At 65.8% G+C, this 18,540-nt stretch carries 19 protein-coding genes and 1 tRNA gene; 4 read left to right on the top strand and 16 right to left on the bottom strand.

The features are described 5' to 3' along the window. Positions 1 to 81: 81 nt before the first annotated feature. The 11 genes from AAFF32_RS16055 to AAFF32_RS16005 form a co-directional block, all read right to left on the bottom strand. Positions 82 to 660, bottom strand: coding sequence for a hypothetical protein (locus AAFF32_RS16055; protein ID WP_342315739.1), 579 nt, complete (start codon positions 658 to 660; stop codon positions 82 to 84). Between the two features lie 81 nt (positions 661 to 741). Next, positions 742 to 1,872 (bottom strand): hypothetical protein, encoded by a 1,131-nt coding sequence (locus AAFF32_RS16050; RefSeq protein WP_342315738.1) that lies wholly within the window; start codon positions 1,870 to 1,872, stop codon positions 742 to 744. Continuing rightward, complete coding sequence (locus tag AAFF32_RS16045; RefSeq protein WP_342315737.1) at positions 1,872 to 2,516, bottom strand: helix-turn-helix transcriptional regulator; 645 nt, start codon at positions 2,514 to 2,516, stop codon at positions 1,872 to 1,874. The genes AAFF32_RS16050 and AAFF32_RS16045 overlap by 1 nt, the downstream gene beginning before the upstream one ends. Then, positions 2,506 to 3,333: an ATP-binding protein gene (locus AAFF32_RS16040; RefSeq protein ID WP_342315736.1), complete on the bottom strand. Its 828-nt coding sequence runs from the start codon at positions 3,331 to 3,333 to the stop codon at positions 2,506 to 2,508. The genes AAFF32_RS16045 and AAFF32_RS16040 overlap by 11 nt, the downstream gene beginning before the upstream one ends. Then, entirely contained in the window at positions 3,315 to 4,079 is a 765-nt protein-coding gene (locus AAFF32_RS16035) for a helix-turn-helix domain-containing protein (RefSeq protein ID WP_342315735.1), read from the bottom strand. Before AAFF32_RS16035 ends, AAFF32_RS16040 begins: the two co-directional genes overlap by 19 nt. A gap of 16 nt (positions 4,080 to 4,095) precedes the next feature. Then, positions 4,096 to 4,374: a hypothetical protein gene (locus tag AAFF32_RS16030; protein WP_342315734.1), complete on the bottom strand. Its 279-nt coding sequence runs from the start codon at positions 4,372 to 4,374 to the stop codon at positions 4,096 to 4,098. After that, positions 4,374 to 4,691 (bottom strand): hypothetical protein, encoded by a 318-nt coding sequence (locus AAFF32_RS16025; RefSeq protein WP_342315733.1) that lies wholly within the window; start codon positions 4,689 to 4,691, stop codon positions 4,374 to 4,376. The genes AAFF32_RS16030 and AAFF32_RS16025 overlap by 1 nt, the downstream gene beginning before the upstream one ends. Then, positions 4,691 to 4,891, bottom strand: a complete 201-nt coding sequence (locus tag AAFF32_RS16020) for a hypothetical protein (RefSeq protein WP_342315732.1) — start codon at positions 4,889 to 4,891, stop codon at positions 4,691 to 4,693. The genes AAFF32_RS16025 and AAFF32_RS16020 overlap by 1 nt, the downstream gene beginning before the upstream one ends. Positions 4,892 to 5,691: 800 nt before the next feature. Beyond that, entirely contained in the window at positions 5,692 to 5,898 is a 207-nt protein-coding gene (locus AAFF32_RS16015) for an AlpA family phage regulatory protein (RefSeq protein ID WP_342315731.1), read from the bottom strand. Between the two features lie 151 nt (positions 5,899 to 6,049). Beyond that, positions 6,050 to 7,255 carry an integrase arm-type DNA-binding domain-containing protein gene (locus AAFF32_RS16010; protein ID WP_342315730.1) on the bottom strand — a complete coding sequence of 402 codons (1,206 nt, stop codon included), beginning with the start codon at positions 7,253 to 7,255 and terminating at the stop codon, positions 6,050 to 6,052. A gap of 185 nt (positions 7,256 to 7,440) precedes the next feature. Beyond that, positions 7,441 to 7,516, bottom strand: a tRNA-Ala gene (locus tag AAFF32_RS16005). 158 nt (positions 7,517 to 7,674) lie between these two features. On the opposite strand from AAFF32_RS16005, the gene ppk2 reads away from it, so the two are divergent. Further along, positions 7,675 to 8,580, top strand: a complete 906-nt coding sequence (gene ppk2 / locus AAFF32_RS16000) for a polyphosphate kinase 2 (protein WP_216962246.1) — start codon at positions 7,675 to 7,677, stop codon at positions 8,578 to 8,580. 4 nt (positions 8,581 to 8,584) lie between these two features. Here the strand turns inward: ppk2 and rnd are convergent, their stop codons facing one another. Continuing rightward, positions 8,585 to 9,688, bottom strand: a complete 1,104-nt coding sequence (gene rnd, locus AAFF32_RS15995) for a ribonuclease D (protein ID WP_342315729.1) — start codon at positions 9,686 to 9,688, stop codon at positions 8,585 to 8,587. 168 nt (positions 9,689 to 9,856) lie between these two features. Between rnd and AAFF32_RS15990 the strand changes: the two genes are divergently transcribed. Then, positions 9,857 to 11,659, top strand: a complete 1,803-nt coding sequence (locus tag AAFF32_RS15990) for an SUMF1/EgtB/PvdO family nonheme iron enzyme (protein WP_342317291.1) — start codon at positions 9,857 to 9,859, stop codon at positions 11,657 to 11,659. 60 nt (positions 11,660 to 11,719) lie between these two features. Then, positions 11,720 to 12,664 carry a M48 family metallopeptidase gene (locus AAFF32_RS15985; protein ID WP_342315728.1) on the top strand — a complete coding sequence of 315 codons (945 nt, stop codon included), beginning with the start codon at positions 11,720 to 11,722 and terminating at the stop codon, positions 12,662 to 12,664. 309 nt (positions 12,665 to 12,973) lie between these two features. Here AAFF32_RS15985 and phaR read toward each other — a convergent pair whose 3' ends face one another. The 3 genes from phaR to gluQRS all read right to left on the bottom strand — a co-directional run bounded on the left by phaR (position 12,974) and on the right by gluQRS (position 15,364). After that, a complete protein-coding gene (gene phaR / locus AAFF32_RS15980) occupies positions 12,974 to 13,477 on the bottom strand; it encodes a polyhydroxyalkanoate synthesis repressor PhaR (protein ID WP_216962238.1) in 504 nt (167 codons plus the stop codon). A 159-nt stretch (positions 13,478 to 13,636) separates the two neighbouring features. Continuing rightward, positions 13,637 to 14,377 (bottom strand): acetoacetyl-CoA reductase, encoded by a 741-nt coding sequence (gene phbB / locus AAFF32_RS15975; RefSeq protein WP_216962235.1) that lies wholly within the window; start codon positions 14,375 to 14,377, stop codon positions 13,637 to 13,639. Between the two features lie 93 nt (positions 14,378 to 14,470). Then, positions 14,471 to 15,364 carry a tRNA glutamyl-Q(34) synthetase GluQRS gene (gene gluQRS / locus AAFF32_RS15970; RefSeq protein ID WP_342315727.1) on the bottom strand — a complete coding sequence of 298 codons (894 nt, stop codon included), beginning with the start codon at positions 15,362 to 15,364 and terminating at the stop codon, positions 14,471 to 14,473. A 107-nt stretch (positions 15,365 to 15,471) separates the two neighbouring features. Here gluQRS and htpX point away from each other — a divergent pair, with 107 nt between their 5' ends. After that, positions 15,472 to 16,380: a protease HtpX gene (gene htpX, locus AAFF32_RS15965; protein ID WP_216962232.1), complete on the top strand. Its 909-nt coding sequence runs from the start codon at positions 15,472 to 15,474 to the stop codon at positions 16,378 to 16,380. A 76-nt stretch (positions 16,381 to 16,456) separates the two neighbouring features. Here the strand turns inward: htpX and AAFF32_RS15960 are convergent, their stop codons facing one another. Further along, entirely contained in the window at positions 16,457 to 18,529 is a 2,073-nt protein-coding gene (locus AAFF32_RS15960) for an EAL domain-containing protein (RefSeq protein ID WP_216962229.1), read from the bottom strand. Positions 18,530 to 18,540: the final 11 nt, after the last annotated feature.

Below are 18,540 nucleotides of genomic sequence, written 5' to 3'. Positions count from 1 at the left end.
GTTGTATCGCGGAGCCTATTCCCCGCCGAGGAACTGGCGGCGGGTGTTCTATTCAGCTCTCTCGACCCGACCGTTGAACCGTTAGGCGGCTTCGCGCACTTCGCGGGCAAAGCCATCCGGCAGATGGCGCGTGTCCTTGGTGCGGATGAATTCCAACAGCGCCTCGTTCTCCGCTTGGAGGTCGGCGCGCTCCGCCGCCAGCGCCGAGTTGTCGGTCGGAAGGGCGACGCTTTCGAGTTCAGCCCCCTTCAGGCCCGCCTTGCTGAGGCGCTCTCGCTTGTTGGCATCGTTGCGCTGGTTGGCGCTGATGCGGCCATCGATGCTCTTGATCCTGTCGATGATGGCGAAATGCCGGCGAGTCGCGGCTTCCAGCGTCGGTCCGATCCTTTCCTTCTCGGCATTGAAATCGGCCCGCAGTTCTTCGCTGCTCGCTTCCAGCGCGGCGAGGAATTCGACGACTTCAGTCCGGAAGTTCTCGAAAGCCAACTCCGTGGTGCTTTCGGAGAACCGCGAGCAGGCCAACGCCACGATGGCCGCCGGGCTCAGTCGGTTGACCTTGCGGGCAATCTCGCTACGGAGCGCTTCGACTTCCGCGATCACGTTGGTTTCGCGGGCCAGTCGCAGTTGTTCAGCGGCTTCGATCTTCGGCAGGGTCTTCATTGGGGCTGCATCCTTGGTGTGATGCAACTAGTTTCCGCCTCTCAATGCGGGGTTCCCGCCGGGTTTTCCGGATACGCACGCCTAGCTTTGCCCCAACAGACGCCGCACCACCTCCTCGGAACTGAAGCCGAACTGCTTAGCGAGGAGCGCCACCGCATCCTTTTGCCCGCTGGTGAGTCGCCGGGTCGCCGGAGCGACCCTTCTGGCCGGGCTCTCAGCAGCAGCGACCTGCGCGGCCGCGATGATTGAACGACGGGCCCGAGCCGCGCGGGAGATGGCCTTGCGCTGTTCGGTGGTCAGGATTTCGCGAGGCTTTGCAGCCTGCTTGGCCGCCACAGCATCTGCCTCCGCTTGTGTCGCCGCGTGACTGACGCGCTTCTCTATGCTGGCCTGCGCTTTGCTCATGGCCTTTTCGAGGAAGCTGAGGATGCCCGCCGACGACTGCAGCTCCGCCATTACGCGCAGGACGTGTTTGCAGGCGATGCCGCGAAGGGTCGGGTTCCGTACCTTGGGGTAGCCGGTTTCGTCACGGCCGGCATTGAAGCCGCCGATGGTGGCGACGTAGCGGAAAAAGTAGCGGTGACGCTCACAGTCGCAGTCGAAGGCCAAGTAGCCTTTACGCAGCGCGTCCGCCGCCTGCTTCGGAGTTCTGGCCTTTTCCGCCTCGGCCTTGTCCGGGTCAAGCGGGGCGGCGGCCAAGATGCGGAGCTGCTCGCCGTAGCCGAGGAGCCGGATGATGACGGTGTGGCGGGCAACCTTGGAATCGGGGCTGGCATCGGTCAAGAACCTCACGTCCAGGCTGCGACGCGACTGGATCGACACGGTTGCCGCGACCGGTGCGGCCATCTTGATCTGCTCGCGCGCGCGGCCGAGGTCGCCGATATCGCCTAGCTTGGTCATCAGCGGCCCAGAGCTGGCGATGTCGATCACCTGCCTGGCGGTGACGCCCGGGGCGGTGAGCTTGCCGACAGTCTGCATGTTCCGGCGGAAGGTGGCGAGGTCTTCGTGAGTCAGCGGTCGCCGCTCGCCGCCCAGTGTCGTCGTCAGCACGCGACCGGCGTCGTACTGGCCACGGACATCGTTCGGGCTGAGGATGATGCTACGAGGGGCCTTGCCGGCGGCCTCGCGCTCGCGCCGGTCCGTCTCGAACCGGTGCTTCGCCTCGGTGGAGCTACCGCGAATGCTGCCGAGGGGGGATTTGAACTTGGCCACTATGCAATCTCCATCGGGACATCCATTCGCAGCTTTGCCTTGGTCCGCTCCGTGGCCGCCAAGGCTTGCGTCATCGCGTTCACCAGCCTGTTGCTGCCACGCATGTCCTCGGCAAACTCAGGGTTCAAGTCGGCGAATTTCTCCAACGCCATGTTCGCTTCCCGAATTCCGGCATGGATTGCGGCCACGCCGGAACGCATTTCAAACAGGCGGTCGTTCAACATCCGCAACACGGACAGATCACGCTCCCGCGCTACTTTCCACTGCTCCTTCAGCCATGCCGAAACTTCCCGCTCCTGCGTCATACGAGCGCCGGTTTCCCAGTCGTCGGAGAAGCCGAACAGAAAGTCCACGCTCACCTCGTACTCCTCGGCGGCCCTGCGAATCAGCCACAGCGGCACCGAGTTCGTGTCCGCGGCTGCTTCGACCTTGGACAGCTTGCTTGGATTCGCGTAACCGAGCCGCTTGGCGGCCGCCGACTGGGACAAGTTGCACAACTCGCGTGCGTGACGCATGCGCGCGCCAATGGTGCGAACCAGCCCAACCTGATCTTGCTTGCCGGTCGAGACGGGACTGCTCGCAGCGATGGACTCCAACCAGTCCAGCGACTCCATCACGCCGGCGGCCTCATCATTAGGCTGCATTGCGCACCCCCTTCTTACCGCGATAGCTCTCCCAGCCAAATGCGACCAACTGGCTGCCGCTGTCCCGGAGTCGATCCACAGAGCGGTCTCCGAGGAGGGGGGTGATGTCCTTGATCGACAGGTTCGAGATGACCAGCGTGGGGAGCTGCTGGCGGTAGCGACCGTCGATTACTTGGGTGATGTAATCCAACTCGACTTTGCTTCCGGACTGCACCCCGGCCTCGTCGAGAATGAGCAGGTCGGCGCCCGTGAGGTCGTTCATTGCTGCGCTCTCGCTTTCGCCGTGGCGCTTCCATGTGTCCGTGAAGCGACGAACCATGTCGGCCACCGTGGTGTAGCGGACATTGCCCTTCATCTCAATCACGGCCATGCCGATGGCTGCGGCGAGATGAGTCTTTCCGCAGCCGGGCTTTCCCGTAAAGAGCAAATTGCAGCCCGAGTGGACGTGTTCACCGAAGTTGGCCACGTAGTCGCTGGCGACGTCCAGCGCGTGCTTCTGGCCGGGGTGGTCTGCGACGTAGTTGTCCAGACTGCATTCGAGGAAGCGCGAGGGGATGCCAGAGGCATCGATGCGATACTGGAGCTCACGCTGAGAATTGGCAGCTTCACGCTTCTCGCGAGCTTTGCGTTCGGCTTCCAGCTTCGCGGACTTCTCCTTGGCGCACTCGACGCACCCGCCGGAGCGCGGGCCGTCGAGGTGTTGGCCCTCGTCAAAGAAATCGATATGGCGCACGAACGTTACTTCGAAGTGGCAGTCGTGCATTTCGCAGGTATCAGTACGCGTCAGGGTGATGGTGTTCAGTTGGTGGCATTCCATTCGTCTGCATCCTTCTGGTAGTCGATTTGGTCGAATCCGGTGTGTGCGGCCTGTGTGGTGATCCTTCCGGGAGGGGTGTTGGCGCCTTTCCAATTCCAAGTCGCCTCGAACCCTGCCCAGCCCTTCTTTGTCGCAATTCGCACTGCCTCGCCTGCGGTAATCCCTGCCTTCACCGCTTCTGCCTTCACGTCCAGCCATGCAGTTTTTGTGAGGGGCAATTTCTTCTTCTTGCGCACGACGAGCCAGTCAATCGACACCTGCTCGTCAACGCCTTCGGCAACGAGGTCAGCAACATCAAGCTCCACCTTCGCGCGTGCGCTATTGCCTTTGGGTCCCTGATGGTTAGTTGATGGTTTTTTATGGTTCGTCCGAACGTCGTTCGGGGGTTCGCGAACCACGTTCGGGGGAGGAGGCGAACCACGTTCGGGGGAAGGCGAATCAGGTTCGGGATGAACCTTATGCGGGGGTGAAACAGGTTCAGGGGTGAAATTGTCCGGCGTGACCGTGTAGAGGTTTTTCCCCTTGGCTGCAGCGTTTGCTTCGATGCGGATCGCGCTGTGCTCGCGAAGCCATTTGAGCGACTTTTGAACAGCGCGATCACACAGCGACGTTCGCTCGCAAATGAAGGCGACAGAGGGCCAGCAGATGCCGTCGTTGTCGGCCTGATCCGCAAGCGAAATCAGGACGAACTTCGCTGTCTGCGGAATTCTCAGCTTCCAGCACTGGCTCAAGATTTCGTTGCTCATGGCAGGAAAAATGCCCCTATTGCAGCCGGCCAAAGGAGCCAGAATTCACCTTCACGGCTCCCATCTGTGCGCTTTCGCCCGCTGCCACAAACGGCGGGTTTTCCTTGTCCGCGCCAGCACCGTGCGCCTCCTTGATCATGGCTTCGCGCAGGCACAACATCGCGCGGCGCGCGCCATTCACGGTGACCTCGGCGGCGTAGTCGTCGGGGTGGGTGGCCAGCACGTGCAACTGACTGCGGAGTGCATCGCAGATGGGGGCAATAAGACTCGCTTCGTCGGCGGCTGCGGCGGTCATTAGGCGGCATCGAGCGAAGCCGTGTGCATCTCCTCGGTGCCCAAGGGGCGCGGCGGCCCCATGATGCCGCGGACAGCCGCGAGCCAGTGCACTACTTCCTCGAACTTGGCGTTGTCCAGCCCTTCAGCAGTCTGAATGTTGCCCGCCATGAAGTGGCGCAATACAGGCGCCAAGAGCTGGTCGAGTTGCATGCAGTGCGCGAACAGCACTTCAGTTTCGATCTGCGTGGCCGGGTGCATTGTCCAGTCACGATCCAGCATCCACTGGCCATCATCAGACTTGGTGAATGTGGCATTGGCGAAGTTGAAGACATCCATCACGCCACCTTCGCGGACTGGGAAGCGAGGCGCTGCGGCAGCGTGTCGAGGGAGTCGAGGAAGACGTAGCGACGACGCCCGATGGTTGCCGTTTCCAGCATGCCCTTGCGGGACAGATCGAACGCAACGGTGCGGGAGATGCCGCGTTGAGCGCAAGCCGAGACCAGCGGGCGGTAGGGACGGGGAACGAGATTGGTCATGTGACAGTCCTGCTTGTTGTAAGCGACCCCGAGTAGGGAGTTCCGACGTACGTATCGGAACTGTCACGTACAGTAGGCAGTAATTTGTTACCCGGGGGTTCTGTTTTCCGCGCGCGTCGGAAATCAACGTTTACCTGCAGGTAATTCTTCCCGTGCGTATTGGTTTTTCTGCTGTAAAGCCTGTTTCGTAGGCTCCGATTTCTGAAGAACAGCATCTATCCCAACTGGCACACGCCGCGCCATTGTCGGATGACCATCTCGGGTTTTGCAGCGCCAACCCGGCTAGGGCGTTGGCTGTGTAAAGACCCAGCACTTCCTGCACAGGTCAAGCCACTAACGCATACGCCTCAGCGGGTGTTTTCGTCCTCAGCGCCTGATGCGGGGCGCCGGTGGTTGTACCAGTCACCGATGGCTCGCATTGCGTGCCGCTGGGTTTCGAAGTGCGGATGACACGGTCGACCAATCCGTTCTGATGTGGGCAGTGCGGAGTGATGAATTTCTGCGTCAGGCCGTAGCTGCCCACCAGCCGGGTGTAGTTGCGGCTGGTGAAGACCAGGCGGCCGCCAGTGGTGCTGGCCTTGCCGCTGCGCGACAGGGACCAGCCAGCAACTGCTGGGCGTAGCAATCGATCATCAAGGCCCAGCCGTCGCGGCCGCCGACGAGCGCCATAGGTCCGTGGCCCAACGTTTGTCCGGGGCCTGCGCCACCGACGGCAGCGCCTGGATCCGTGGGCGCAAGCCCACGGCCCGTTTGCGCACCTGTCAGCCCTTCAGTTGGAAGACCGCTGCACCGTGCCCTGTTCACGCCGCGTCTTTCGTAGTGGTGGCTTCGATCAGGTCAAAGATGTCCTCGGTCCGCCAGGCGGTGGCGCGTTCGCCGAGCTTCACGGGCTTCGGGTAGCGACCTTCGGCTACGCCCTTCCACCAGGTCGACTTCGATACGGGGTACAGGGAAAGCACCTGCGGCAGGCGGAGGAAGCCGCAGGCGGTGGGGAGGGTTTGGTACATCATGTGCGTCACCTTTCCGGCATCAGGCCGGTTGCGCCATTGCAGGCTTGCAATGGTGGCCTTGGGCTAAGGCGACACGTAGTAAATACTCCTCGGACAATGGGGCTTGCCCCTTTTTCCGAGTCTTGATCCGGCTCGGTCGGCATGCGGGTCAACCCGCCTGCTCTAGGCCGGGCGCCTGCTCGCCCTCGCGCAACTGGTCGATGTAGTCCGCCCACGCCTGTGTCATCTTCCGGCGCTCGTGCAGATATTGGGCTTGGTTGTAGACGCCGCGCACGCCGGGCAGCTTGTGAGTGAGGGCGGCCTCGATCGCGTCGGGATTCCAGCGGCCCATCTCGTTCAGCAGGGTGCTAGCCATGTGCCTGAACCCGTGGATGGTGCTTTCGTCCTTCTCGATACCGCAACGTCGCGCCGCCACCAGGATGGCGTTGCCCGACATGTGCTTGCGCGGGTCGCGCCCACCTTGAAATACATATTCGCTGCATCCTGTAAGGGGCTGCAGATCGCGCAGGATATGCACCGCCTGCTTCGAAAGGGTCGCGATGTGCCAGCGATTTGTCTTGGTGACGAAATAGCGCCACTGACCCGCATCCAAATCCAGCTCCGCCCATTTCATCCGGGCAAGTTCGCCGGGGCGGGTAAAGATGAGAGGGGACAGGCGCAGCGCACTGCGCACGATGGGCCGGCTGGTACTACTGCCGATTTTGCGAATCACGATGGTGGCTTCACCGGGGGTAGTGGCAGCGGCGAACGGCATGGGGCGCCACGGGGTCAGTGCGCCTTTGAGTGCCCCCGTCGGGTCGCCGCCTGCGCGCTCCGTGCGGACGGCATACCGGAACACCTGCCCGCAGGTCTGCAGCGCGCGGTGCGCTGTCTCAACGGCGCCACGCTGTTCGATGCGCTCCAGATGCTTCAATAGTTCCGTGGCCGTGATTTCGGCAATCGGCCGCTTACCCATCCAAGGGAAGATGTCGCGCTCTAATCGGCGGATGACCTTGTCGGCGTGGGTGTCTGCCCACTTGGCCTTTTGCTTGGCGAACCACTCACGCGCAACTACCTCGAAGGAGGTCGCGGCGGCAGTTGCACCTGCAGCCTTGGCTGCTTTGCGGTGCTCGCCGAAGTCGATGCCGGCGGACAGCAGCTTGCGCGCAGCCTCGCGGCGCTCGCGGGCATCGGCCAGACCGGTGTCAGGATAGGTGCCGAAGGAGAGGCGCTTCTCCTTGCCGCCGAAGCGATACTTCCAGCGCCACCACTTGCCGCCGGCGGGAGAGATTTCCAGATACAGGCCGCCTCCATCGAAGAGGCGCTGGGTCCTATTGGTGGGCTTGATATTGCGGATGGTCTTGTCGGTGAGCATTTGTGGGCTTTCCTGCCCCGCTGGGGGCAACTGGTTAGGGGATGACCCCAGTTGCCCCCAAAGATGCCCCCACCAGTCCACGGATACGGATGGATTTTTCCGGATTCCATCGGACACGAAAAAGGCCGGAAGCCTCGAAATAACTAGGCTAACCGGCCTTCTTTGAACGTCCTTGGACGTCAACTTGGTGGAGCGGAGGAGGATCGAACTCCCGACCTTCGCATTGCGAACGCGACGCTCTCCCAGCTGAGCTACCGCCCCACGAGGGGCAAAGTTTAGCGGGCGATGGGATGGCGCGCTAGTCCTGGGTGTCCGGCCGGGCGGAGGCGCGATTCCGGCTCAGGCGCGGATTGATCGCGGTCAAGCGGGCGGGGCGGGGCGGGGATGACATCGCGGTCTTTCTTTCAAGGAGACCGGGCATGGCGGATTCGGCCGAGGAACTGACGCAGGACGGGATGGGCCCGTCGTCCCCCGACTCGGAGGCACCGTCGGCGGACATGCTCCCCATCCCCTCCGGCGCTCGCATGTCGCGTCGTCGCTACGAGCGCGAGAAGCGGCGTCTGCAGATCGAGCTGCTGAAGTGGCAGGTCTGGGTGAAGGAGACGGGGCAACGCGTGGTGATCCTGTTCGAAGGCCGGGACGCCGCCGGCAAGGGCGGGGCCATCAAGCGCTTCATGGAGCACCTGAATCCGCGTGGCGCCCGCGTGGTCGCGCTGGAAAAGCCCAGCGATACCGAGCGCTCGCAGTGGTATTTCCAGCGTTACGTCGAGCACCTGCCCGCCGCGGGCGAGATCGTCCTGTTCGACCGCTCCTGGTACAACCGCGCCGGCGTGGAGCGGGTGATGGGGTTCTGTTCCACCGACGAGTACCTGGAATTCATCCACCAGTGCCCGAACTTCGAGCGCATGCTGGTGCGCAGTGGCGTGCGCTTGTTCAAGTTCTGGTTCTCGGTGAGCCGCGAGGAGCAGCACCGCCGCTTCGCCCAGCGTCGCAAGGATCCGCTCAAGCAGTGGAAACTGTCGCCGGTGGACCTCGCCTCGCTCGACAAATGGTCCGAGTACACGCGGGCGAAGGAGGCGATGTTCGTCTCCACCGACACGCCCGATGCGCCGTGGACGGTGATCCGGTCCGATGACAAGAAGCGCGCACGCGTCAATGCCATGCGGCTCGTGCTGCGCACGTTCGACTACACGGCGAAGGATCTGGCTGCGATCGGCGAGCCCGATCCGGCGATCGTCGGCCCCGCCTCGCGGGTGTACGAAGAAGGCGAGCGACTGCTCTTGAACGAACAGCCGCGTCGACTGGCGGAGCTGGCGGCGATGTAGCCGCTCAGCGGGCCTGGGCGAGCAGCGGCGCCAGGTCGGGCTCCAACGCGCGGCGGCGCCAGCCGACCAGAGCGTCCGGCCACTCGCCCTGGTCCATCAGCACTTCCAGCCAGCGGCGCGAAGCCAGCACTCCGTCCGGCAGGCCCAGTTCCGCGCTGCGTGCGGCGACCGCGTCCTGCAGCTTGCGCAGTTGCTGCTTGTCGCGATTTTCTGTCTGCGCCGCTTCCGGGGCGTCGGCTTCGTCGGTGAGCGGTGTGGTCAATGCATTCCAGACGGCGTCGGCCAGGCGGCGCGGCGACTTGGGATGCGCATCGAGCATGCGTTGCAGGCCGGCGCGGTCGATGGGCGGCGTGCGCGCCAGGGCGACGGCCAGTTCGTTGTCGAGGATCCAGTTGCGCGGGCGGTCGTTGTCGCGCGCATACGCATCGCGCCAGCGCAGCAGGCGCAGCAGACGCAATTGCGCCGGACGATCGAGGAACTGCGCACTGCGCATGGATGCATGCGGCCAGCGCTCGGGCGCTTCGTTCTCGGCATTGAACACCGTGCGGGCGGCGTCTTCGGCAAGCCATTCGCGGCGGTCGAGTTCCCCCAGCCGGTGGTCCAACTGGTCGTGCATTTCGAACAGGTGGCGCACGTCATCGGCGGCGTATTCCAACTGCGACGGCGAGAGCGGGCGACGCAGCCAGTCCGATCGCGTCTCTCCCTTCTGCAGCGCGGTGCCGGTGAGCTGCTCGACCAGCTTCTGATAGCCCAGCCCGCCACCGATGCCGGTCAGCGCGGCCGCCAGCTGCGTATCGAACAGGGGCTTGGGCACGACGCCGCAGGCGTGCTTGAACGCCACCAGGTCTTCGCTGGGGCTGTGCATGACCTTGACGATCGACTCGTCGGCGAGGATCGGCGTCAGCGCTTCAAGGATTCCGGGCGCGAGCGGATCGATCAGCAGGATGTCCGGTTCCGACTCCGACGCTTCCAGCGCGATCTGCACCAGGGCCAGTTGCGGCCAGTAGGTGCGTTCGCGGATGAATTCGGTGTCCAGCCCGATGCGCGACGGCCGTGTGGCGAAGCGGGCCCGCAGTTCGGCGGGGTCGGTGATCCAGGCGGCGGGCATGTCGGGGTGCAGGACGGTCGGTCGGCGGTTGCCGGGGCGGGCGACAATAGCCTACTTTCGAGGCTCCCGGCACCGCAGCCCGTGAAGGCCGGGCCCCGTGATCCGCCCAGGAGGCGAGGAGGACGTTTGCGCGCACCGCTGTTGGCCGGCATCGCGGCAATCGCACTGATGACCGCATTGGCGGCAGGATGCTCGCGTGAAGCGTCCTCGCCTTCGTCCGACGATGCGGGCGGTGCACGCACGCCCATCGTCACGATCAGCGCGGACCAGGCGGTTTCACCGGTGCCGCCGTGGCGCATTCCGCAGGTCGAGGTGACCGACGAGAACGCCGCCGAGCTCAAGAAGAAGGCCGCCGAGGCGCTGGCGCGTGGGCGCCTTTTCGGCGGCGCGGACGACGCGATCCCGCTGTATTTCGCGCTGCGCCGGTTCGATCCGGAGGACGCCGCCGCCAACAGAGGGTTCGACAAGTCGCTGCAGCGTCTGATCGTCCGCGGCGACGAAGCGCTCGCGGGACTGGATCGCGATCCGCTTTCGCTGCGGCGTGCGCACGAGATCGCGGCCGTCGCGCGTGCCGTGGCGCCGGGGAACGTGGACATCGTCGAATACCTCGCGCGGCTGGATCGGGCGGACGACTCGCAGGAGGCCAACCGCCTCGGCGAAGAAGCGCTCAACGCCGGCCGGCTCGGCGTGGACGGCGGGCGCGACGAAGCGCTGACACATTTCCGCCAGGCGCTGGAACTGCGGCCCGGCGACATGCGCGCGATGCAGGGCATCGCCGCCGTGGAAAGCGCGCTGATCCGCCGCGCCGAGATCGCCGCCGATCGCGACGATTACGCCGGCGCCGAACGCGAACTGGCCATCGCCGCCAAGGTGCGCCCGCCGGCGCCGAGCGTCGAAGACGCGCGCGGCCGGCTGGCGATGCAGCGCATCGTGCGCGTCAACGCGTTGCGCGACGCGGGCGTGGCGGCGTTGATGCGGCAGGGCGGTATAGACGAGGCCCGGCGCCAGCTCGCCGTGCTGCTGCGCATCGCGCCGGCGGGTGACCCGGCGGCGAAGGAACTGCGCGAACGCATCGATCTGGCGACGCATTACGGCCTGTTCCGGCCCGGGCAGGTATTCACCGATGCGATGCAGGGCGGCGGCCGCGGGCCGCAACTGGTGGTGATTCCGCACGGCGCGTTCCGCATGGGGTCGGAGGAAAACGAAGGCCAGGATTCCGAACGCCCGGCGCGCAACATCCGTTTCGATCGTGGCCTGGCGATGTCGCGCACCGAGATCACCGTCGGCGAGTTCCGCCGCTTCATGCAGGCGACGAAGCATCGCGCGCGCGCCACGCGCCGCGGCTATTCCACCGCTTACGACGAGCGCAGCGGCAACCTGGTGCGTCGGGGCAACGTGGACTGGCAGTCCGACTACACGGGCCAGCCGGCCCGCGACGACATGCCGGTGATCCACGTGAGCGCGAAGGATGCGATCGCATACGCCGAGTGGCTCTCCGCACAGACGGGGCAGCGCTACCGGCTGCCGAGCGAGGCGGAATTCGAATACGCCCTGCGGGCCGGCGGTCGCGGCCGCTTTCCGTGGGGCGACGGCCCGCCGCCGGCCCGATCGGGCAACTTCACCGGCGGCGCGGATGTCTCGCCCAGCGGACGGCGCTGGCGCAACGCATTCGCGGGCTATGGCGACGGCACGTGGGGCCCCACGCGCGTGGGCAGCTACAACCCGAACGCCTGGGGCCTCCACGACCTGGCCGGCAACGTCAGCGAATGGGTCGCCGACTGTTGGCACGACAACTACCGTCGCGCTCCCCGCGATGGCGCGGCCTGGCTGAACCCGGGTTGCCGTTCAAGAGTCGTACGGGGAGGCTCCTGGGCCAGTTCGCCTGAAGAACTGCGATCGGCCTGGCGGCAGGGCAATGACGCCAACAACACGACTGCGCGGATAGGGTTCCGCGTGGTGCGGGAAATCTGAGCATCGAACCGGACCGCGACGTAGCCGCAGACTATCCAGGGACGGAACAGGAGGATGCAGATGAGGATTGACCCGTTGGGCGGGGACGCTCTTCAGCAGGGCCGGCCGCGCCGTGGATTTGGCGGTATTCGCTGGTGGATCCTGATCCTGTTCGCGGGCTACGCAGCGTGGCAGTGGTTCGGCAATGCGCGCGTGGATCCCTACACCGGCGAGAAGGCGCACTACGGCGCCACCGCCGACGAGGAAGTGCAGCTGGGCGCGCAGGCGTTCCAGCAGGTGCTCGGCGATGCGAACGCACAGGGCGCGCTGTTGCCGGCCGATGCGCAGGTGAGCCAGCAGGTCCGTCAGATCGCGCAGCGGTTGATCGAACGCGTGCCGCAGGTGACCGCCACGCTGGCGGCGCAGAACCAGCAGCAGACGCCGACCGACCACCAGGCGTTCCAGTGGGACGTGGCGGTAATCCAGTCCGAGCAGGCCAACGCGTTCTGTCTGCCGGGCGGCAAGATGGCCGTCTACACCGGGCTGCTGCCCATCGCCCAGAACGCTGATGCGATGGCGGTGGTGATGGGACACGAGATCGCCCATGCGCTGCTGCGTCACGGCAGCCAGCGCATGGCCCAGCAGAAGCTGGTGCAGATGGGGCAGATGGCCGCCGGCATGGCCATCGGCGGCATGGATCCGCAACAGCAGCAGGCGGTGATGGCAGCGCTCGGCGCGGGCGCGCAGTACGGCTTCATCCTGCCGTACGGCCGCAACCATGAGACGCAGGCGGACAAGGTCGGTCTGATGCTGGCCGCGGCGGCCTGCTACAACCCGCATGAGGCGATCCCGCTGTGGGAGCGCATGTCGCAGCTGGGGGGCGGGGAACGTCCACCGGAGTTCGCCTCGACGCATCCGGACCCGGCCAACCGCATCCAGGTACTGCAATCTCTGATGCCGCAGGCCGAGCAGTTCAGGGCGCAGTACTGCGGGGCGGGGGCGGGCGCGAGCACGGCCGCGCGGTGATGCGGCAGGTGCGGCGATGGCCGGGTGCGGCATCGCAGCGATCGCGTTCTTCAGCCTGTCATCCCGGCGAAGGCCGGGACCCAGGCTCGCGGCGCAGGGGCACTCCTTCTCCGCCAATCCATCTCGCCGTCATTCCCGCGAAGGCGGGGTCTGTTGGCCCGCCGAATGGCGGCACTATCCATGGACTTTGCAGGCTTTTCGCTTCGACCTCGCTTCGTTCACGAGCGGGTCTGGCCGAAAGGCGGCGCTGTTGCTCGGAACGCGTATGACCTGGGTCCCGGCCTTCGCCGGGATGACGGATCAGAGAGGCTAGCGCTTCTGCTCGCCGCCTGCCGGCTTCTTGGTCGGGCCCGGCGGCGGGGTGGTGCTCTGGCCGACGCTGCCGGACAGATTGCGCTGAAACTCGTTCCACATCTGAAGGTTACGTTCGGTGAGCTGGTTCATCAGCGCCCACGGGGTCTGGCCGAGGATGCCGCCCATCTGGTTGCGGAACTGCTGCTGCTGGTCGAGGAAGACCTGCATCGACCGCTCCAGGTAGCTGCCCATGAAGCCCTGCAGCGAGTCGCCGTAGAAGCGGATGATCTGGCTCAGCAGCTGCGTGGACAGGACCGGCTCGCCGTCCTGTTCGTGCTCGGCGATGATCTGGAGCAGGACCTGGCGGGTGAGGTCGTCGCCGCTGCGGGCGTCGCGCACCTCGAATTCCTCCCCGTCGACGATGAGCTGTCGAACGTCCTCGATGGTGATGTAGCTCGAAATCTCGGTGTCGTAGAGCCGTCGGTTCGGATACTTCTTGATGACGCGCATCGAGGCCATGGAGCTTCGGCTCTAAATCGTGATGCTTCGCAGCATGGCTCAGCGCGACGGGGGTTGCAACTGCCGCTTGACGGAAAGTTAACCTCGGCGATCCGCGCCGGAGCGCGTGGACGGGGTCAACGCGCCGGCAACGATAACGGCACCTGAAACGCGTCCGTGTCACCAACCCATGTGGTGGCCGCCGTTGATGTCCAGGTTCGAGCCGGTGATCCACGCCGCCTCCTCCGCGACCAGGAACGACACCGCGTAGGCGATCTCCTCCGGCGAGCCCAGGCGGCCGGTCGGAATCTCCGCGACGATCTTGGCGCGCACGTCCTCCGGCACGGCCATCACCATGTCGGTGGCCACGTAGCCGGGCGAGACGGTGTTGACGGTGATGCCGAAGCGCGCGTTCTCGCGGGCCAGCGAAATGGTGAAGCCGTGCATGCCGGCCTTGGCTGCGGCGTAGTTGGCCTGGCCGTACTGGCCCTTGAGGCCGTTGATCGAGCTGATCTGGACGATGCGGCCCCATTTGCGCTCGCGCATGCCCTCGATCACCGGGCGGGTGACGTTGAAGCAGGAATTGAGGTTGGTGCCGATCACCTCGTTCCATTGCACCGGCGTCATGCGGTGGAAGGTGGAGTCGCGGGTAATGCCGGCGTTGTTGACCAGCACCTCGATCGGGCCGAGCTGGCGTTCGATGTCCTCCACCAGCGCCTGCGCCTCGTCCGGCGAGGACACGTCGCCGCGCGCCAGCACCACGTCCACGCCGCGTTCGCGCATCTTCGCCTGCCAGGCGCGTGCCCGGTCCTCGTCACGGTAGTTGGTGGCCACGCGGTGGCCCATGCCGGCCAGGCGCTGGACGATCGAGCTGCCGATACCGCCGGTACCGCCGGTAACGAGGGCGACGCGTGATTGCATGTGGGAATCTCCATGAGTTCCCCGGCCGCCGCGCGGGCTGGGGGCGCTTCGATTCTAGTGTGACCGCGCGGTGTCCATCGTGCGCGCGACTCATTACATTTCGTGCGGTCGATCCGGCGCTTGCGAAGGGATCCGCGCGGCCTCGAAGGCCGCCACCGCGCGCGTGAGGAGGTCGTTCACGTCGAGCGCGTCGGCGAGCGCGTCGGGCGCCTGTCCCAGACGCGCCCACGCGGCGCGCAGTGTGACCAGGGGCTGCGCGGGATCGACGGGCTGGGCGGCGTCGGATTTGGACAGCTTGCGGCCGTCCGGCCCCAACACCAGCGGCAGGTGCGCATAACGCGGCGTGGGCAGACCGAGCGCGCGCTGCAGCAGGATCTGGCGCGGCGTGGAGTCGAGCAGGTCGGCGCCGCGCACGATGTCGGTGATGCCCTGTTCGGCGTCGTCCACCACCACCGCCAGCTGATACGCCCAGTAACCGTCGGCGCGCTTGAGCACGAAGTCGCCGACCTCTCGCGCCACGTCCTGTTCGACACGCCCACGGATCGCATCGTCGAACGCGACGATGCTGCCGTCGGGCACGCGCAGCCGCACCGCGGGATCCAGGCGGGGCTCACGCGCGACACATGCACGGTGGATGCCCGACACCGAGGCGAGGTCGGTGCGGCTGCAATGGCAGAAGAAGGCACGGTCCTCGAACAGCAGCTGGGCGAGGGCGGCTTCGTACAGCGACGAACGCGCGCTCTGCCACACCACCTCCTCGTCGGACACCAGGCCGAAGGCGGTCATCGCGTCGAGCTGTCGCCGCGCGGCGCCGGCGACTTCACGCGGTGGATCGAGGTCTTCCACGCGCACCAGCCAGCGTCCGCCCGCCTTGCGCGCCAGCAGCCAGCTGCCGAATGCGGCGAGCAGTGAACCAAAATGCAGATCGCCGGTCGGAGAGGGCGCAAACCGGCCGCGGTAGCCGGGCGGCGCAGGAGGAATCGTCACAACGGGCTCGTCAGGCAAAGGCGCGGATGGCGGATTTCACTTGAATTCAACGGCAGCGTGCCACATTTTTCCTGCATGGCGCGCGTGGTGCGCGCAAGGTTCCCATCATGTTCAAGCGCATCGCTCTCTTCCTGGCCACCAACCTGGCCGTCCTGGCCCTGCTCAGCATCGTCATGGCGGTGCTGCAAAACGTATTCGGCGTGCAGGTACGCGGGCAGGCGGGCCTGCTCATCATGGCGACGGTGTTCGGCTTCGGCGGCTCGCTGATCTCGCTAATGACCTCCAAGTGGATCGCCAAGCGCTCCACCGGCGCCCACGTGATCGACCAGCCGCGCAACGAGTCCGAACAGTGGCTGTTCGACACCGTGCGCCGCCAGGCCGAGGCCGCGGGCATCAAGATGCCGGAGGTCGCGATCTACGACGCGCCGGAAATCAACGCCTTCGCCACCGGCCCGAGCCGCAACAACTCGCTGGTCGCGGTGTCCACCGGTCTGCTGCGCGCGATGAACCGCGACGAAGCCGAAGCCGTACTGGGCCATGAAGTCAGCCACGTCGCCAACGGCGACATGGTGACGATGGCGCTGATCCAGGGCGTGCTCAACACGTTCGTGATCGTGCTGGCGCGCGTGGTCGGCCGCGTGATCGACAGCTACCTCAGCGGCAACCGCGAGGGCGGCCCGGGCCTGGGCTACTTCGTCATCGTGTTCGTGCTGGACATGGTGTTCGGCCTGTTCGCGAGCATGATCGCGATGTGGTTCTCGCGTCATCGCGAGTTCCGCGCCGACGCGGGCGGTGCCCGCCTGGCCGGTCGCGAGAAGATGATCGCCGCGCTGCAGCGCCTGTCGATGACCTACGGCGAGAGCACGCTGCCCAAGACCGTGCAGGCGTTCGGCATCAGCGGCGCGGTGGGCCACGGCCTGCGTCGCCTGCTGATGACCCATCCGCCGCTGGAAGAGCGCATCCAGGCGCTGCGCAATGCGCCGATGGAGCAGGTACGCGGCACCGTGGTCGGCTGATCGCGGCCGCCACGTTGTAACGAAAAAGCCCGCCGGAAGGCGGGCTTTTTCTTTTATGCACGATGGAGCCTGACGCTCAGAACTCGTAGTCCATCGCAGGCGAGGGCGGCGCCAGGAAATTGCCCTGGGCGTAATCGATGCCTGCGCCGAAAAGCGTGCTCATGCTCGCCGCGTCCTGCACGAATTCGGCGATGGTCGTCTTGCCCAGTTCGCGCGCCTTCTCGGCGATTTCGCGCACCCGCGCCTGGTGGTCGGGATTGCCGCTGAGGTCTTCCATGAAGCTGCGGTCGATCTTCAGCAGCGCCGCGTTGAAGTGCGTGAGCAGCTGGAACGAATTCAGGCCCACGCCGAACTGCTCCAGCCCCACGCGCACGCCGTACTGGGCGACCTGGGCCTGGAATTCCTGCGCCGCGCGCAGGTGCGTGAACACCTTCGATTCGGGCAGCTGCAGCACCAGCAGGTTGCCGTCGGCGCCGTGCTTGGCCAGCTTTTCCTGGATGTAGGTCTGCAGCGTGTTGTCCTGCAGCGAGGCCTGGGTGATCTTGACCAGTACCGTGGTCTGGCGGCCGGACTTCATGCGTTCGCCGATGACCGAGATCGCCTTGCCCACGACCCAGCGGTCGATTTCCCACAGCAGCCCGTGTTCCTCGGCGATCTGCAGGAAGGCCAGCGGCGGCACGAGTTCGCCGTGCTCGCCCTGCAAGCGCAGGTAGGCCTCGTACATCTCGATCGGCTCGCCGTGCAGGCCGATGAGGGGCTGGTATTCCATGACGAAGCGGTCGGCGTCGAGCGCGTCGCGAATGCGCTGCACCCAGGCTTCCACGCGCTCTTCCTCGGCGCGGTCGGCCGCGCCGGGGTCGAACAGTTCGGTGCGGTTGCCGCCCACGCCACTGGCCGACTGCAGGCACAGACTGGCCTTGCCGAGCACGGCGGTGATGCTGGCGATCTTCTCGCCGATCTGCACGCCGCCGATGCTGACGGTGGTGCTGATCGAACGGTCCGCGGTTTCCAGCACGTGGTCGGCGAAGGCGGCGCGGATCTTCTCGGCCAGGCCGAGTGTGTGGCGGTGGTCGCTGTTGGGCACGAGCACGGCGAACTGGTGTTCGCCAAAGCGCGCGGCGACGTGCTCGGCGCCCAGCGCGCCGCGCAGGCGTTCGCCCATCGCCGCAACGAGCGCATCGGCCGCGTCCAGGCCGATCTCCTGGAGCAGCCGGTTGAAATGGTCCGGCTCGATCAGCAGCAGGCCATGGTGCGTGGCGTTCTGCGCGGCGTCGGCGACGGAGTCTTCCAGCGAACGCAGGAACGTGGCGCGATTGAGCAGGCCGGTGACCTGGTCGCGCTGGCGCAGCGCTTCGACTTCGCGCGCGAGTTCCGGATCGACTTCCTGCCGGCGCAGGATGACCTGCAGGCAGCTTTCGCCTTCGTAGGTGGCGCTGGTGAATTCCATCACCGCCGGGAACGCGTTGCCGTCGAGCGCGCGCGCCTCGGTCTCGTGGCGCGGCGGGGCCTCGCCCTTGGAAATCTGCTTGAGCAGCTGCTTGAACCCTTCGACCTTCTGCGGCGCGATCAGGTCCAGCAGCGACATGCCCTCGATGTCCTCGAAGGACTCGAAGCCGAACACCTCCAGGTAGGCCTGGTTGGCGCGGATGTGCATGCCTTCGTGGATGTAGGCGATGGGCTCGCGCGAAGAGTCGATCAGCGCGTCGCAGCGGCGCTCGGTCTCGCGGATCTGCGCCTCCAGGCGGCGCTGCGAACGGCGCGCCTCCAGGTCCGCCCATTCCTGACGGACACGCACCTGAACGTGCTCGCCGCTGCGGCGCAGGACGATGCCGCGCGCGCCCAGGGTGATCATCTCCAGCAGGCGCGTGTCGTCGACGGTGTCCAGCAGCATCAGCACCGGCAGGTCCTTGCCGCTGGCGTCGACCGCCTGCATGACCTTGGTGATCGGCACCAGCGTCGCCTCGCGCGCCGCCAGGACCAGGTCCGGCGATTGGCTGGCGATGAGCGTGGCCAGGTCGTTCTCGTTTTCCGGCCGCGATGGTCGCACCGCGATGCCGCTGTTGCGCAGGCCGCTGACGATGGCCTCGGCTGCCTCGACGCTGTCGTCGATGATCAGCAGGCGCAGCGCCGTGTCTTTGCCGAAATGCATTGCGTCACCTC

This window comes from Lysobacter sp. FW306-1B-D06B (assembly GCF_038446665.1).
Classification (GTDB): domain Bacteria; phylum Pseudomonadota; class Gammaproteobacteria; order Xanthomonadales; family Xanthomonadaceae; genus Lysobacter_J.
Note: the sequence above shows the minus strand (reverse complement) of the source record. Positions and strands in the feature narration are given on the sequence as shown.

Coding starts and splice junctions, on each gene's coding strand:
- AAFF32_RS16055 (WP_342315739.1), bottom strand. CDS start 660: ATGAAGACCCTGCCGAAGATCGAAGCCGCTGAACAACTGCGACTGGCC.
- AAFF32_RS16045 (WP_342315737.1), bottom strand. CDS start 2,516: ATGCAGCCTAATGATGAGGCCGCCGGCGTGATGGAGTCGCTGGACTGG.
- AAFF32_RS16040 (WP_342315736.1), bottom strand. CDS start 3,333: ATGGAATGCCACCAACTGAACACCATCACCCTGACGCGTACTGATACC.
- AAFF32_RS16035 (WP_342315735.1), bottom strand. CDS start 4,079: ATGAGCAACGAAATCTTGAGCCAGTGCTGGAAGCTGAGAATTCCGCAG.
- AAFF32_RS16030 (WP_342315734.1), bottom strand. CDS start 4,374: ATGACCGCCGCAGCCGCCGACGAAGCGAGTCTTATTGCCCCCATCTGC.
- AAFF32_RS16025 (WP_342315733.1), bottom strand. CDS start 4,691: ATGGATGTCTTCAACTTCGCCAATGCCACATTCACCAAGTCTGATGAT.
- AAFF32_RS16020 (WP_342315732.1), bottom strand. CDS start 4,891: ATGACCAATCTCGTTCCCCGTCCCTACCGCCCGCTGGTCTCGGCTTGC.
- AAFF32_RS16015 (WP_342315731.1), bottom strand. CDS start 5,898: ATGTACCAAACCCTCCCCACCGCCTGCGGCTTCCTCCGCCTGCCGCAG.
- AAFF32_RS16010 (WP_342315730.1), bottom strand. CDS start 7,255: ATGCTCACCGACAAGACCATCCGCAATATCAAGCCCACCAATAGGACC.
- ppk2 (WP_216962246.1), top strand. CDS start 7,675: ATGGCGGATTCGGCCGAGGAACTGACGCAGGACGGGATGGGCCCGTCG.
- rnd (WP_342315729.1), bottom strand. CDS start 9,688: ATGCCCGCCGCCTGGATCACCGACCCCGCCGAACTGCGGGCCCGCTTC.
- AAFF32_RS15990 (WP_342317291.1), top strand. CDS start 9,857: ATGACCGCATTGGCGGCAGGATGCTCGCGTGAAGCGTCCTCGCCTTCG.
- AAFF32_RS15985 (WP_342315728.1), top strand. CDS start 11,720: ATGAGGATTGACCCGTTGGGCGGGGACGCTCTTCAGCAGGGCCGGCCG.
- phaR (WP_216962238.1), bottom strand. CDS start 13,477: ATGGCCTCGATGCGCGTCATCAAGAAGTATCCGAACCGACGGCTCTAC.
- phbB (WP_216962235.1), bottom strand. CDS start 14,377: ATGCAATCACGCGTCGCCCTCGTTACCGGCGGTACCGGCGGTATCGGC.
- htpX (WP_216962232.1), top strand. CDS start 15,472: ATGTTCAAGCGCATCGCTCTCTTCCTGGCCACCAACCTGGCCGTCCTG.
- AAFF32_RS15960 (WP_216962229.1), bottom strand. CDS start 18,529: ATGCATTTCGGCAAAGACACGGCGCTGCGCCTGCTGATCATCGACGAC.